Here is a 13,894-nt window from a genome sequence, read left to right as displayed (position 1 = left end):
CGGATGGTGCACGCTGCCAAGGCGTCCCATATCGGCGGCTGCCTCTCGATGGCGGACATCCTTGCAGTGCTGTACACGCGCATCCTGCGTGTCGATCCTGCAGATCCGCAAAGCCCGAACCGCGATCGCTTCGTGCTCAGCAAGGGCCACGCCACCGCGATCATGTACGCGACGCTTGCCGAATGCGGTTTCTTTTCCCTCGCCGAGCTCGACACCTATTGCCGCGATGGATCGATCTTCACCGGTCACGTCAGCCATGCGGTGCCCGGCGTCGAGGTCTCGACCGGCTCGCTCGGCCATGGCCTGCCGATCGCGATCGGCATGGCCCTGGCGGCGCGTTCGGCAGGCGGCGGCAGCCGCGTGTTCTGCCTGCTCAGCGACGGCGAATGCGACGAGGGCTCGAACTGGGAGGGCATCCTGTTCGCGCCCCACCACAAGCTCGACAACCTCTGTGTCGTCGTGGACTTCAACAAAATCCAGAGCTTTGGCTCGGTCGCCGAGGTGCTCAACCTCGATCCCTTCGCGGAGAAGTGGCGATCGTTCGGCTGGCGGGTCGAGGAGATCGACGGCCACGACCTCGACGCGCTCGAGCGCGTCCTCGGCACGGTGCCAGCACCATCGGGCCTGCCGACCGTCGTGATCGCCCATACCGTGAAGGGCAAGGGCGTGAGCTTCATGGAGAACAAGCTCGAATGGCACTACCGCTCGCCCTCGGATGAGCTGCTCGCGCAGGCGCTGGCCGAGGTCGGTGCATGAGGACCACGTTCATCGAGAGCCTGTCGCAGGCTGCGAGCGAGAATCCCGACATCTGGCTGCTCTGCGGCGATCTCGGCTATTCCGTGCTGGAGCCTTTTGCGGCAAAGTTTCCCGACCGCTACCTCAATGTCGGCGTCGCCGAGCAGAACATGGCAGGGATAGCCGCCGGCATCGCGCTGTCGGGCAAGACGGTCTTCATCTACTCCATCGGCAATTTCCCGACGTTGCGCTGCCTCGAGCAGCTGCGCAACGACGTCTGCTACCACGGCGCCGATGTCAAGGTGGTGGCGGTGGGTGCCGGCTACGCCTATGGCAGCCAGGGCTACACGCACCATGCGTTGGAGGACGCAGGCATCATGTCGATGCTGCCGGGCATCGAGGTGTTCGTGCCCTGCGATCCCATGGAGGTGCGGGCCGCGACGCGTCTGATCGCTGGAAGCGGCAAACCGTCCTATCTACGGCTCAGCCGGCAGGGTGAGCCCAATCTCGGGGCCGCCGTGACCGACCTGCGCAAGCCGCGTGTGCTGCGCGACGGACGTGAGGTCGTCATCCTCGCGTCGGGGCCGATCGCCTCGCGCGCGCTGGAGGCGGCCGACGAGCTCGCCGGGCGCGGCAGGGACGTGGGTGTGGTCAGCGTTTCCTGCTTGAAGCCGCTCGACGAGGCCGCGATCCGCGACACCGTGCGTGGTGCATCGCTGGTCGTGACGCTGGAGGAGCACATTCTGCGCGGCGGGCTGTTCAGCCTCGTGGCGGGCGCGTTCGCGGGCGATGCGCAGCGGCCGCCGGTCACGGGTCTTGGCATTCCCGAGCAGGGCGGCAAGACCTCGCAGGCGGGATCACGCGAGGCGCTGCTCGACGCGGCCGGCCTGTCGGTGCAGGCCATCGTCGCACGGATCGAGCAGTCGCTGGCTGCGCGCTGAGGCGTCTGCGCCTCACGCACCAGAGGGCGGCGGCGGATCGAAATTGACGCGCTCGCGCTCGAACACCACGGGCTTCTCGCGCACCTGTCCGTAGATCGCGAGCACGTATTCGCCGATCATGCCCATGAAGAACAACTGCACGCCGCCGAAGAAGAACATGGCGACGATCAGCGTGATGATGCCGGGCTCGGCGAGCTGCCGGTACAGAACGAGGCCGATCACGAAGTTGACGATGGCATAGCCGATACTCAGGGCCGAGATCAGAAAACCTGCGAACAGGCCGAAACGGACCGGGGCCGTGGTGAAGGACACCAGCCCGTTGAGGCCCTGGTCGATCAGCGCGCTGGCGCGGTTCTTCGAAAAACCCTTCTTGCGCTCGCGCCAGGTGTAGGGCACGCCGACCATGCGGCCGCCGCACTCGAACGTCATCATCCGCATGAACGGATAGGCGTCACGGACGTGACGCATGGCTTCGACGACGCGCCGGTCGACGAGCTGGAAGTCACCGACTCCCGGGGGCACCTTAAGCTCGGAGAACCTGGTCAGCACGCGGTAATAGGCATCGCGCAGCCCGCGCATCAGGCGGCTTTCCTCGCGCACGGCGCGGATGCCGTAGACGATCTCGTTGCCGGCTTCCCATAGCTTGACGAATTCGGGGAGCAGTTCGGGTGGATCCTGGAGGTCTGCCGGCATGAACAGGAGGACGGCGTCGCCACTGCTCGCCATCACCCCGTTGTAGGTATTGCGCAGCGGCCCGAAATTGCGCGCGTTGACGATGACCTTCACCGCGGGATCCTGTGCGGCGATCTCTCGCAGGATCTCCAGCGTGCGGTCGTCGGAGGCGTTGTCGCAGAAGATGTGCTCGCGCCGATAGCCCTGGAGGTCGCGGTCGAAGATCTGCCGGATCGCCTCATAGCAATCCCTGACGTTCAGCTGTTCGTTGTAGCAGGGCGTGATGACGCTGATTGTTTTCACGTTCGCATCTCTGGGGCAAGGCAAGTGGTCACCGCGCGGTGTCGGCGGCGTAGACGGCGGTCTTGTGATAATATCTGGCGATGCAGTCGTTGGGCAATCTGTCGGCGTTGGCGGTCACGTCGGCGGTCATCAGCAGCGACGGTGTCCATTTGTGCCGGGGAAGCGCGATAGCCGGCTCGGGGCTCGTTGTCAGATGGATGTGCCGTTCGACACTCTCGCGCCAGTATGGGTACAGGTCCTGCCATTGCGCGCGCAGCTGAAATGCCGTCGAGCTCAGGCACAGCGCAGCGACCGTGAGGAGTATCAGGCCCGCTGGCATCCCGACCGGACCGAGCAGGCCGCGGAACCTGCTCGCAGCTAGACGTTCGCGCAATTGCGGACGGTAGGCGCTGACGACCAGCTTGACGCCCAGCGTCGATCCGAACAGCAGCAGGATCAGTGCCGGGTTCTGCGCCCGTTCGACCAGCCGCATGCCGGTCGCATAACGATGCGCGAAATATGCGAAATAACAGCACGCGAGGCAGATCGCGATCGTGCCGAGTGCCAACAGCTTGCTCTTTTGCGGTGCTTGGACCGACGGGTCCGGCTCGGCCAATGCAATGAGACCGACAGCGGCGAGCCAGGCGACGATGGCAGGCTCGCGCAGCAAGCGCCCCAAACCGCCGAGCGAGTCGACAAGCGCCTGGAAGATGGACCAGATCGGGTGGCCGCTGTTCGGGAGCTGTCCCATGCGCGTGCTGTTGCCGCTGGCCGATACGACGATGATCCAGGCGACGGCGATGGCTGCAGCGATCAGGATATGATGCAGGATCTGGCGTTGCTGGCCGAAGAGATGGCGCGCGCCGACGGAGGCCAAGACGATCAGGATGAGCCAGGGTCCGGTGAATTCATTGCCAAGAGCAGCCGCGAATCCGCTCAGCGCCATCGAGAGAGTGAGCAGCCACGAAAAACGCGTCTGCCCGTCCAGCGCCCGGACGCACTCCCCGAGGATTAGGATGGTGATCAGAGCCGACGGGACGTAGCAGGTCACGGACGACAACCAATAGAGCAGATCCCGAACGCTGGGCGCTGCGCCGACCACCGCGCTCGCAAACGCAAGTGTGAGGAAGGCCAATTGGAGCGCGCCGGCGCGCGGCCAGGCGCGGACCGTGGCGAGAGCCGTCGCAGTCAGGAACAGTCCGGCATTTGCTGCCATCGTCAGTGAATAGGCCGACAACAGGCTGATTCCCGTCGCGGCGGAGATTGCTGGTGGAAGCTGGGTCAGCCAGAGGGCGAGGATCCGGCCTGATTGCGCATGATAGAAGAGCGAAACGGTGTGGACGAAGCCGTGGCGTGCGTACAGCTCCGCGAAGCAGAAATCGTCATGCTCGGGTGCGCTGAGCAGGGTCAGCGCAAACAGGCACAGCAAGAAAACTGCGGGACATATGCTGCACAGCGCCCAGACCATCCGCGCCCGGCGATTGGCGAGGGGACGCGCTTCCAATGGAGTAACGATTTGATTATACAAGCAAAGTCCCCTCGACTCGGCTGCAGATTAGGGCCAACCCGCAGCGGTCGCAATGTTCAGTTCCGGTCGTTGCAGGGGGGGCTGCGCGGCGGGTCCGCTAGAACTCCCGCCGCTTCAGCCAGGCTCGCGCCCCCCAATGCGCAAAACACCAAGCGGACCTGATCGGCGAGAGGTGTTCGACATTGCGGTAGATCTGCCAGACCCATTTGGCCGAGCGCATCGGACGGCTGGAGACGGAAGAACCCCTTACGCGGTAGCGCGCCAGATCCTCGTTGAGACCGTATGCGGTGTGGCCACGCTTGAGGATCGAGAGCCACAGGCAGAAATCGTCATAGCCCTCGTTCTTCATCGCGATGGAACCTGAGATCTCGCGGTCGACCATCGCAGTCAGCGTCGCGATCGCGGTGTTCTTCAGGAGCTGGTCGTAGGTGAGCGAGGCCGGCACCTCGATCAGCCTGCCGGTGACCGTGTTGGTCTCGTTGATACGACGGAAGGCGGTATAGCTGACGGCAGCCTGCTTCTGTTTCGCGAAGGCAAGCTGCCGCTCGAGCTTTTCGGGCAGCCACAGATCGTCGCTGTCGAGGAAGGCAAGATAACGGCCTTGGGCGGCGTCGATCGAGGCCTGACGCGCGAGCGCCGGGCCACCGTTTTTGACCTGCCGCATCAGCTTGACGCGCGGATCGCGCTCGCCCATCGCCGCGATGATGGCCGGCGTGGCGTCCGTCGAGCAGTCGTCCGCGATCAGGAGCTCCCAATCGGCGAATGTCTGGCTCTGCACCGAGCGGATCGTCTCCTCGATCAGACTTTCGACGTTCCAGGACGGGGTGATGATCGAGACGAGCGGCATGAAGGGTCCGTTCACTTCGCGCTGGGCGGCTCGGAGATTGCCGCGCGCAAGGAGGCAGCAAACGTGTCGAGCAGCTTGGGATCGCTGATATAGAGCTCGCCCGGATGAGAGCGGCGCCAGGCCGACTCGAAATAGGGCGCACCCCTCGCGGGATCGAAGGCTCCGCCAGCGAGCGCTTCGCGCAGCCGCGCGGGCACGTCGGCCAGACGATCGACCGCATAAACAAGAGGGCAGGAACGGTAGAATGCATCGCCCATCACCACGACCGGCTTGCCGAGCAGGAGTGCTTCGGCGCCCGACTTGCTGTTGACGGAGACGACGGCGTCGGCGCGATTGAGCACGGTGTAATTGTTGGTCTGCGGCGGCAGCAGCACGAAATTGTCGAACCGGCCCGCGAGCTCGAACAGGCGGGCGGCCGAGATCGCCCCAATCTGCGCGGGATGTTCCTTGACCACGAGCACATGCGAATCCGGGATCGTGCGGAGCAGAAAATCGACGGTCGCGACCTGATCGAGATAGTCCGGCGAACGCAGCGTCAGTGCCATGTCGGCCGGAACGTGGAAGGGGTAATAGACGAAGGGAGCTTCGGGCAGCGGCCGGTAGAGCTTGCGCAGCCGCGTCGCGTTGAGGGCCATTGCCGCGTGCACGCGGGCGTGACGCAGATTGTGCCCGAACTCCTGGTGCTTTCCGAGGGCGAACTGGTCCCAGAGCTTCTCGGCGAGACGATGTGCATTGCGCACATTGAGGACCTTCTTGAATGCCGCCGAATAGTGATGCTGATCTTTCTTGGGGATGACGATCGCGCGCTGCGTCAGCGTCTCATCCAAATAGGCACGCACCTCGGCGGACACCGAGTCCGCGGGCCCAGCCATCACGTCGGGTGCGGAAAAGCTATTCGGCGTGAAATACATCCGGCCGCGGAAGAACGACGGCTCGATGAACCAGTTGCGGATGCCCCTGCGCCTTGCGGCGTGGAAGCTTGCGATGACGGATAGGAAGCCGCCGAGCTCCTGGACCAGTTCGGCCTGCCGGTCCTGCGCCTCGAGCCGGTCGAGCACCGCTTCCATCGCGTTGGCATAGATCATGAAGCGCCGGCGGAGCGCGCTCGTGTCCTTGATTCCGAAGGTGAAGCGCTCGTGGCTGAACAGGAAGTTGGTTCCATCGAGACCGTAAGAGGAGACGCGCGCATCGAACGCCTTGCGATCCTCGGGTGAAGGACCGGCTTTGAGGCCCTCCCGATACATGTTCGTCACCGGCACGCCTTCGGCGACCGACATTTCGGCGCTGCGATCGTCGAAGGCAAGCAGCTCGACGTCGTGTCCCGCCATGCGCAGCCGCTGCGCGACCGGAATCCAGAATCGGGTCTGGTATTCGGCCAGGGTGGTGATGAGAATGGTCTTTGCTGCTGTTGCCATGGTTCTATCGAATGTGTTCGATCGCAATGCTCGCGAGCGGCAGCCCGGTCGTCACGCAGCGCGCGCGTTGAGCGGTGAACTGCGACGGGTTCGCGCGATCATGACTTGCGATGCGATGAAGCAAGGTCTCGACGAGAGCAGGCTCGATCCGCTTGTCACGCCGGGCCGGATTGAATTGGCTCCGCAGCCGCTCGGTGATGGCCGAGCCGAGTGCCGCGCTGGCTGCGCCCTTGACGATTTGGCCGACGCTCGGCCTGGCGCGCGTCCCCGTCACGGTTGCAAGCAGCGAGACGTAGGGCCGGCGCGCAGTCGTTGTGCCGGTCAGAACGTCGGCGACACGCTCGGCGGCTTGCCCGTCGTTGAGATGGAAGAAGGCCTCGATATCGGCGGCGTGAACGCCCGCGAAATCGAAACTCTCGGTCTCGCGCTCGATGTGATCGATGGCGCCAAGCAGCTCGTCGAACGAGGCGACCTTCCGGCTTACGCGCGCCGGCAGCGCGGCATGGCCGGCGGTGGTCGGCGTGTTCAAATATTCGAGCTGAAGCGGCAGCTTTCCGAGCAGTACCGATTCGACGGCCGTGCCGCAGTTGAGATGGACGACCGCAACCGCATTGCGGATGCGGTCGAGCACGCTGCCGGCGCCGTCGATCCGGACGTTGGCATGGCGCGAGAGCGCGTTGCGATAAACCTCCTCGCTCTCGAAGGGGTGCGGGCGCACGAGAATGCTGCGGTCCGGCCGCGCCGCGGCGAGCCGGCCGATCTCGGCGAGATAGTTGGCGAAGACCTGCTTCAGTTCGGCGATGAAGCGATCGACATAGGCGCCGTCCCAGCCGGACCGTACCATCGCCTCGCGTTCGCCGCCCGGCGTGCTCGTAAAGCGCGAATTGACCAGCGGGAAGTTGGCGTTGACGAGCAGATAGCCGCGCGGTTCGCCGTCGAGCAGCGCGCGCCAGCGGGCTGCCGCGAAATCGAAGCGGGGGCATCCGGTGAGATGAAGCTGCTCCGGCTTCATGGTTCCGGCCGCCAGAAAGGCATCGTGCAGCCGGCTGCCCCAGAAGAAATAGCCGGTCAGGATGTCGGCGTAGCCGCTGGCCTTGATATGTGCGGCCATCGCCGGCGGCGAATTGCCGCCCGTCGTCGCGAGCACGCCGCCCTCGGTGTCGAGCACATACAGCGGGAGGCCGGCTCCGGCAAAGCTGCGCATCAGGTCGAGATTGACCGGGCGCGCATAGTTGGCGACCAGCGCGTTCAGCCCGAGCCGCGGCACATCGACGGCCTGCTCGTACATCGGCACCAGCGCGACCGAGACGCCGCGCCGGGCGAGTTGATAACCAAGCATGACTGCCCCCGGCAGGTCACGCTTGGGGTGATCGACCACCAGGCCTATGCGCAAGATGTCAGCTCCCGGCAGATCCGTGTCAGAGCCGCATCACGGTGCGCTCGAGCTCCGTCAGGGTGCCGACGGCGCGGAAGCGCGCCGGCGGTTCGGGGTAGATGCGCGGCTGCTGGATGTAGGTCGCCGTATAGAGCAGCCGGCTGTGATCCGATTGGATCCGGCTTCCCATGTGCAGGCAGCGGGCCGTGTTGACGATGAAGGCGGACAGGCGGGGCGCGATCATCTCCTTGACCGCGTCAGGACCGGTCTTGGCGAACACCTGCGCGTCGCTCATGTGGCTCTTGAGCGTGTTGCGGAACGGCTTGGACGGACCGGCCGGAATGAAGGTGAAGGGACCGTCGGCCGTGTTCTGCACGTCCGTCAGATAGATGAAGAGTTTGCAGACGCGCTTGTCGTCGTGATCGAGATGCCACAGCTGCGAGTAGCTCAGCGCCTGGTCCGGGGTCGGTTGTGACAACGTCAGCAGCACGTCCGACAATTGCGGCAGGTCGCGCATGAAGTCGCCGATGATGCGCAGTGCAGCCGGCTGCAAAGCGTAACGCACGAAAGGATGGTCGGTCGCAAAGGCACCGTTGACGAGGTCCTCGTCCAGCAGGCTGACCCAGAAGGACTTGTGCCCGAGCTTCTGCTTATCGGAGAGCTCGTTCAGCCGGCTCACCTTGTCGTCAGCAACCGTAGCGACGGCCTGCGCGAGGCTGCGATCCATCAGCTGGGACACGTCGACGTAGCCGTCCCGGTCGAGATTCCGGCTTGCCTCGCTCCATTCTGCTTTTGAGGGAAGCTGGCCAAGCAGCGCGGCTCGCTTCGCTCGCGCGCCCGGCTGCAGGGTAGTCAGGGCCGCTTTGGTGAGCCAGCCGAGATCAGTCCGGTTGACGTGCCACAAGAGGCGACGAAACTGGCTGATCTTCTGCTTTTTCGGCGTCTTCACGCCGGCATCGATGGTGGTCATACGGTGTGCCCGATCGCAGGAAAGCAGGTCTCTTTAACCTCAAGGCTCCCACTTTTGCCACCCTAAAGTGCCGCCGGGGAGATCCCCTTTCGACCGAAATAGGTCCGTCCGAGCGTGCCGATCAGGCCGCGCTGCTCCTCGCTCAAAACCAGAAAATACTGTGCGATCCATGTCGCGGCGCAATACACGGCCATCAGCCCAGCCAAGCTGAGAATACCCGGCTCAGGCGTGAAATGCAGGATGGCGGCGAGGGGCAGCGCTGCGATCGCGAGGATCGCCCAATGGCTCAGGATCGCAAACCAGAACCGCCTGGAGTCGATTTCGAGTTCCCTGACGAAGATCAGGAGCTGCCAGGGGACGATCGCCGCAGTTCCGAGGATCTGCCCGAGGATGAAGGCCCGCTCGGCCAGAAGATGAGCGCCCGCAGCGGTGACCACCGCCCAGATCAGCAGATGGATCATCATCAGCCTGTTCAACCGCCGCTGAACCTTGGTGCGCGTCATGAAGAGTGTGTTGCCGAAGATCACGTATTGATAGCACATCGTGACCACGAACATCAGGCCCATCCAGTGCGCGTAAGGTGCGATCTGGGGACCGATCCAGAGATGCATGATCGCAGGAGACATCACCGCGGCCGCGACGAAGGGCGGCACGGTCACGATCGGCAGCATCATGACGCCGGTCTCGCCGAACCGGTTGAACTGCCGGTGGCTGTTGCGCTGATCGAGCCGGCTCACCACGGGGAGCATTGCCGAGATGAGCAAGCTCGCGACCACCTTGGCAAGCCGCGGAATTCTGACCAAGGTGTCGTAGATGCCTACACTCTGCGGGCCGATATAGGCGCCGATGAGAAACGGCTGGATCGGCGCGATGATGCCGCCGATCAACTTGCCCTGCATCACCAGGATGCAGCGCGTCATGACCTCGCGGCTGACCCCAGCCACAGGCACCGACAGCTTGATCCGCGTGCGGCTGAGCGCGGCGATCGAGGCACCGAGCAGGATCAACGCGCGCAACAGGCCGCTGGCGAGGAAATAGTAGGTCACCACCTCGTAGGGTTGCCCGGATCGCGCAGCATGGATGGTGGCGCCGACATAGAGCAGAGTCGTCAGGAACTCGCAAAGCCGCAGCAGCCCGTAACGCTCGAAACCCTTGACGATGCCTTCCCATATCAGGGCCGGGAACAGCACGAGGTTGCTCGCAGCGGTCGCCAGCAGCATGTTGGTGAAGCTCGCCGCGTGAGCCGGTTCGACCTTGAACAGGGTGACGATCAGCGGTGCGGTCCACCACATCACGAGGCTCACCAATATTCCCAGCAGCAGGGAAATCACGGCCAGCAACACGATCTGACTGCCGCCCAGGCCCCAGTCGCGGTGCTCCCTGGCGCGAGCCACCACTTGCGTCGTCACTTCCGGGAGGCCGAAATCGATGACACCGATCAAGCCGGAGGGTAGGAAAAGGCGGGTGAGAACGATCAATCCGAACGCGGCAACGCCCCAGGTGCCGATGATGACGGGAATGACGACGACGCCAAGGATCGCGACAAGTCCGAAGACGATCGCCGAGACGACGGTATTCTGGACGAGGCGCTTCAGCATGGCATGAACCGGGTCACCACGCGCTCAGGCCGCCATCGACGGCGATATTCTGACCGGTCACGTAGGATGCTGCATCCGACACCAGCAACAGCATCGTCCCGACCATCTCGTCGGCCCGGGCCATCCGGCCGAGCGGAATGCGGGCACCGTAGCGTTGCTTGAAGGTTTCATTCTGTCCGCTCTCGACCCCGCCCGGGGTGAGCGTGTTGACGCGAACGCCCTTTGCCGCCCAATAGGTGGCGAGATGTTTCGTGAGGCCGATGACACCAGCTTTCGACGCCGTGTAGACCGCCGGCGTGTTGATGGCCCGGCCGAGATATTCGGAGCCCTCATAGATGCGCTGGTCGGGTGCCATCAATCCGTAGATCGAAGCCGTCTGCACGATGGCGCCATAGCCGCGCTCGGCCATGCGGCCGCCGAACACCTGCGCGACGTTGAACATGCCGTCGAGATTGACGGCCATGATCTCGCGCCACGTCTCCTGGGAGAATTTTTCAACCGGCGCGAAGAAGGCGTCGATGTCGCTGGTCTTGCTGGCGGCGTTGTTGAGGAGGATCGAGACCGGCCCCAAGTCGGCTTCGATCGCATCGGCCGTGTTGCGAATGGTATCGGGATTGGTGATGTCGCAAGCATAGCCTTTGGCGCGGACGGCATGGCGCGAGGCGACGTCGGACGCCGCCGTGTCAGTCGCGGCCTGATCGAGATCGACGATCGCGACATCGGCGCCGAACTCGGCGAGGCCGTCGGCGAAGCGGCGACCGAGAATGCCGCAGCCGCCGGTGACGACGGCGGTCCGTCCCTTGAGATCGAACAGCGCCTTGAAGCTCGTCGTCATGATGATGTCCCTTGCTGCGCCTGCTGCTTGCGGAGCAACAGTTCCACCAGCGCGAAGTCGATCTCGGAATCGATATCGACCGACCGTTCTTCAGGCATCTCGAACAGGCGGGTGTCCGGATAGAACACGCGCGAATCCTCCAGGAAAGCCGCGACGTTCCAGACGTAGATCGACGCGTTCATGTCGAAGCAGCGTGGGCTATCCTGGCGGCGCACGATCGGCGGATCGGCGATCTTCGACAGGCCCACGGTGCCGTCGCGGCGTTCCTCGACCAGGTTGAAATAGGGCGAGCGACGGGCGGCGGCGCCGGTGATGACGCTGCGTGCGCCGGACGAACGCAACAGCTCCACCGCTCCGACGATGTCGGAGGCTAGCCGCAGCGGCGAGGTGACGTCGAGATCGACGAAGATGTCGGGGGTCTGCCCGGTTCGCGCCATCGCCTGTTCGAGGCAGTGCCGGATCGCCGGGATTTTCGGCGCGGTGTCGCTCGCCATCTCGTCGGGGCGCTTGACCGCGAGGTCGGCGCCGGCATCCATCGCGGCATCCAGGAGTGCATCGGAATCGCTGCTGAAGGCGATTGTCGCGAACAGGCCGGTTTCGCGCGCCTGCGCAATGCTCCAGGCCAATAGCGGCTTGCCGAGAAGAACGCGGCCGTTCTTGCCGGCGACGCCCTTCGAACCGCCACGCGCGCACATCGTGCAGAACAGCCTCATGCGAAGATCCAGCTTTTCGAATGCAGGGCACGCTCGCTCGCGCCGATCAGATCCATGACCGCAATGCCTTCGGCGAGCGAACAGACCGGGGCGCTGCCGCTCAACGCGGCTTGATGCATCGCCCGATAACTCGCGTCGCGCTCGCTCGCGTAGGGCGTGGCAGTGCCATTGACGATCAGGGCGCCACCAACGAGGTCGGCTTCGATCGTCTCGTCTGCGAGATTGATGCGGATCCGTCGCAGGCCGGCGCGGTCGAGATAGTCGAGATGAACCTGCACGACCTGCGCCCGCTCCATCTCCATCAGCAGCGCAAGGTGATCGTCGACCTCGAGATCGCGCGCGCCTGACGCGCCGCCCAGCGCGGCCACGCGTTGCCACGGCCCAAACAGCCAGAGCAGATAATCGAGCTCATGGCTCAGGTCGCGCAGCACGCCACCGCCGGCGGCAATCGTCGAGGAGGCGGTGTCGCGGTGGTCGCGGCCGGGCCGCCAGTCCCTGATGTCTTGTCCGACATAGGCGGAGACCGTGATCGCGGAGCGTCCCTCGAGCCGACGGGCGAGCGCTGCCATCACCGGATGGAAACGCAGATTGTAGGCGACGAACAGCTTGGCGAAGGGAAGGGCTGGCAGCGGCTCGGGCCTCGCGAGCAACGGCTTTTCGACCAGAACGGTCCCGCGAAAATCCGCCTCTGCAAGCTCGCGCAAGGCGTCGACGTGCCGTGCCGTCTCGGTGGCGATCACGACATAATCGACCTGGCCACGCGAAAGTGCTTCGCCAATGCTGCGGTGATCGCCGCCGCCGCGGCGGCTGACCGTGGAGACCGCAAGGCCGAGCTCTGCGAGGATGCGCGCATGGCGCGTTCCGATCGAGCCCAGGCCTGCGACCACCGCGGTGCGCGCGCTCACTGGAAGACCTCGTGAAACTCGGCATGCGCCTGCTCGAAGTCCTCGACCCGGCCGATGTCGAGCCAGTACTCCCGGATCGGATACACCGCGACGCGGCCCTCGCTTGCGACCACACGTTCCAGGACCGCTGGCATGTCGATCTTGACGCCGCGGTCGACGAGGCGGAACACGGTGGGACCGATGACGTAGATTCCGGCGCTCACGAACCAGCTCTCGGTCGGCTTTTCCCTGATGACCTGGAGATATCCTTCGGCTGCAGTGACGACGCCATAGGGGACGTGGACCTTGTGCTCACGCACGGCCATCGTCGCATCGGCCGGCGTTGCATTGTGGAAGTCGACCAGCGCGCCGTAATTGATGGTCGTCAGGATGTCGCCATTGGTCACGACGAGGGGCAGGTCGGGCGTTGAGGGCAACAATCCGAGCGCGCCTGCAGTGCCGAGGCGCTGGGCTTCATGGACGTAGCGGATCGCCGCGCCGAAGCTGGCGCCGTCGCCGAAATGGTTCTGGATCAGCTCGGCCTTGTAATTCACCGAGATGAAGATGTTCCGGAAGCCCTGCTGGACGAAGTTGCGTACGATGGTCTCGAGCAATGGCCGGCCACCGACATGAAGCATCGGCTTCGGCATTTCACGCGTCAGCACGCCCAGGCGCTCGCCAAGACCTCCGGCCATGATCAGCACGGGATTTTCGTATCGCGGCGCTTCGAGCAACTCGTCAAAGGTCTCGACACCGATGACATGGCCGTTGGCATCGAGCAGCGGAAGCTGCTTGATCGATCTCTGCCGCATCAGGCGCAGGCGTTCGTCGCGGGGCAGCGTGACGGAAGCCGAGACCGGGTTGGCGTTCATCATGTCGGTGGCCCGGCCCGTCAGCGGGATACCGCGCAACAGTCCGCGCCTGATATCGCCGTCGGTGACGATCCCGGCGAGTCTGCCGTTGTCGAGGACCAGCGCGATCTGGATGCTGCCGCTCTCGATGGCGGCAATGGCCTCGCTCACCGTGGCTTCCGTTCCAACGATGGCTTTTTGCCAGGACTTCATGGTGATGGACCTCGCGGGCGGCTGCGCACTTGACG

At 64.5% G+C, this 13,894-nt stretch carries 13 protein-coding genes; 2 read left to right on the top strand and 11 right to left on the bottom strand.

Going from position 1 to position 13,894, the window contains the following annotated elements; all coding sequences use genetic code 11:
- Positions 1-3: 3 nt before the first annotated feature.
- Positions 4-756, top strand: coding sequence for a transketolase (locus LPJ38_RS31990; RefSeq protein ID WP_231088463.1), 753 nt, complete (start codon positions 4-6; stop codon positions 754-756).
- Positions 753-1,676 (top strand): transketolase family protein, encoded by a 924-nt coding sequence (locus LPJ38_RS31985; RefSeq protein WP_145629011.1) that lies wholly within the window; start codon positions 753-755, stop codon positions 1,674-1,676. The genes LPJ38_RS31990 and LPJ38_RS31985 overlap by 4 nt, the downstream gene beginning before the upstream one ends.
- Positions 1,677-1,688: 12 nt before the next feature.
- Here the strand turns inward: LPJ38_RS31985 and LPJ38_RS31980 are convergent, their stop codons facing one another.
- From LPJ38_RS31980 to LPJ38_RS31930, 11 genes are all read right to left on the bottom strand, one after another.
- The gene (locus LPJ38_RS31980) at positions 1,689-2,651 is read right to left on the bottom strand and encodes a glycosyltransferase family 2 protein (RefSeq protein WP_145629009.1); all 963 of its coding nucleotides are present in this window, start codon (positions 2,649-2,651) and stop codon (positions 1,689-1,691) included.
- Positions 2,652-2,679: 28 nt separating this feature from the next.
- Entirely contained in the window at positions 2,680-4,059 is a 1,380-nt protein-coding gene (locus LPJ38_RS31975) for a DUF6056 family protein (protein ID WP_231088462.1), read from the bottom strand.
- 196 nt (positions 4,060-4,255) lie between these two features.
- Positions 4,256-5,005, bottom strand: coding sequence for a glycosyltransferase family 2 protein (locus tag LPJ38_RS31970; RefSeq protein WP_145629005.1), 750 nt, complete (start codon positions 5,003-5,005; stop codon positions 4,256-4,258).
- Positions 5,006-5,016: 11 nt separating this feature from the next.
- Complete coding sequence (locus tag LPJ38_RS31965; protein WP_145629003.1) at positions 5,017-6,420, bottom strand: capsular polysaccharide export protein, LipB/KpsS family; 1,404 nt, start codon at positions 6,418-6,420, stop codon at positions 5,017-5,019.
- A gap of 4 nt (positions 6,421-6,424) precedes the next feature.
- The gene (locus LPJ38_RS31960) at positions 6,425-7,813 is read right to left on the bottom strand and encodes a surface carbohydrate biosynthesis protein (RefSeq protein WP_167520259.1); all 1,389 of its coding nucleotides are present in this window, start codon (positions 7,811-7,813) and stop codon (positions 6,425-6,427) included.
- Between the two features lie 25 nt (positions 7,814-7,838).
- Entirely contained in the window at positions 7,839-8,765 is a 927-nt protein-coding gene (locus LPJ38_RS31955) for a phytanoyl-CoA dioxygenase family protein (RefSeq protein WP_145629001.1), read from the bottom strand.
- A 62-nt stretch (positions 8,766-8,827) separates the two neighbouring features.
- Positions 8,828-10,363 (bottom strand): lipopolysaccharide biosynthesis protein, encoded by a 1,536-nt coding sequence (locus LPJ38_RS31950; RefSeq protein WP_145628999.1) that lies wholly within the window; start codon positions 10,361-10,363, stop codon positions 8,828-8,830.
- 13 nt (positions 10,364-10,376) lie between these two features.
- Positions 10,377-11,198 (bottom strand): SDR family oxidoreductase, encoded by an 822-nt coding sequence (locus LPJ38_RS31945; protein ID WP_145628998.1) that lies wholly within the window; start codon positions 11,196-11,198, stop codon positions 10,377-10,379.
- Positions 11,195-11,911, bottom strand: a complete 717-nt coding sequence (locus LPJ38_RS31940) for an acylneuraminate cytidylyltransferase family protein (protein WP_145628996.1) — start codon at positions 11,909-11,911, stop codon at positions 11,195-11,197. Before LPJ38_RS31940 ends, LPJ38_RS31945 begins: the two co-directional genes overlap by 4 nt.
- On the bottom strand, positions 11,908-12,816 hold the full coding sequence (locus tag LPJ38_RS31935; RefSeq protein WP_145628994.1) for a Gfo/Idh/MocA family protein: 909 nt from the start codon (positions 12,814-12,816) through the stop codon (positions 11,908-11,910). The genes LPJ38_RS31940 and LPJ38_RS31935 overlap by 4 nt, the downstream gene beginning before the upstream one ends.
- Positions 12,813-13,859: a nucleotidyltransferase family protein gene (locus LPJ38_RS31930; protein WP_145628992.1), complete on the bottom strand. Its 1,047-nt coding sequence runs from the start codon at positions 13,857-13,859 to the stop codon at positions 12,813-12,815. The genes LPJ38_RS31935 and LPJ38_RS31930 overlap by 4 nt, the downstream gene beginning before the upstream one ends.
- Positions 13,860-13,894 lie beyond the last annotated feature (35 nt).

This window comes from Bradyrhizobium daqingense (assembly GCF_021044685.1).
In the GTDB taxonomy this organism is placed as follows: Bacteria; Pseudomonadota; Alphaproteobacteria; order Rhizobiales; family Xanthobacteraceae; genus Bradyrhizobium; species Bradyrhizobium daqingense.
This window is presented reverse-complemented; position numbering and strand designations above follow the sequence as displayed.

Excerpts from the sequence above, each read along its gene's own strand:
- LPJ38_RS31965 (WP_145629003.1), bottom strand. The coding sequence starts at position 6,420 with ATGGCAACAGCAGCAAAGACCATTCTCATCACCACCCTGGCCGAATAC.
- LPJ38_RS31950 (WP_145628999.1), bottom strand. The coding sequence starts at position 10,363 with ATGCTGAAGCGCCTCGTCCAGAATACCGTCGTCTCGGCGATCGTCTTC.
- LPJ38_RS31990 (WP_231088463.1), top strand. The coding sequence starts at position 4 with ATGGTGCACGCTGCCAAGGCGTCCCATATCGGCGGCTGCCTCTCGATG.
- LPJ38_RS31945 (WP_145628998.1), bottom strand. The coding sequence starts at position 11,198 with ATGACGACGAGCTTCAAGGCGCTGTTCGATCTCAAGGGACGGACCGCC.
- LPJ38_RS31930 (WP_145628992.1), bottom strand. The coding sequence starts at position 13,859 with ATGAAGTCCTGGCAAAAAGCCATCGTTGGAACGGAAGCCACGGTGAGC.
- LPJ38_RS31940 (WP_145628996.1), bottom strand. The coding sequence starts at position 11,911 with ATGAGGCTGTTCTGCACGATGTGCGCGCGTGGCGGTTCGAAGGGCGTC.
- LPJ38_RS31955 (WP_145629001.1), bottom strand. The coding sequence starts at position 8,765 with ATGACCACCATCGATGCCGGCGTGAAGACGCCGAAAAAGCAGAAGATC.
- LPJ38_RS31970 (WP_145629005.1), bottom strand. The coding sequence starts at position 5,005 with ATGCCGCTCGTCTCGATCATCACCCCGTCCTGGAACGTCGAAAGTCTG.
- LPJ38_RS31985 (WP_145629011.1), top strand. The coding sequence starts at position 753 with ATGAGGACCACGTTCATCGAGAGCCTGTCGCAGGCTGCGAGCGAGAAT.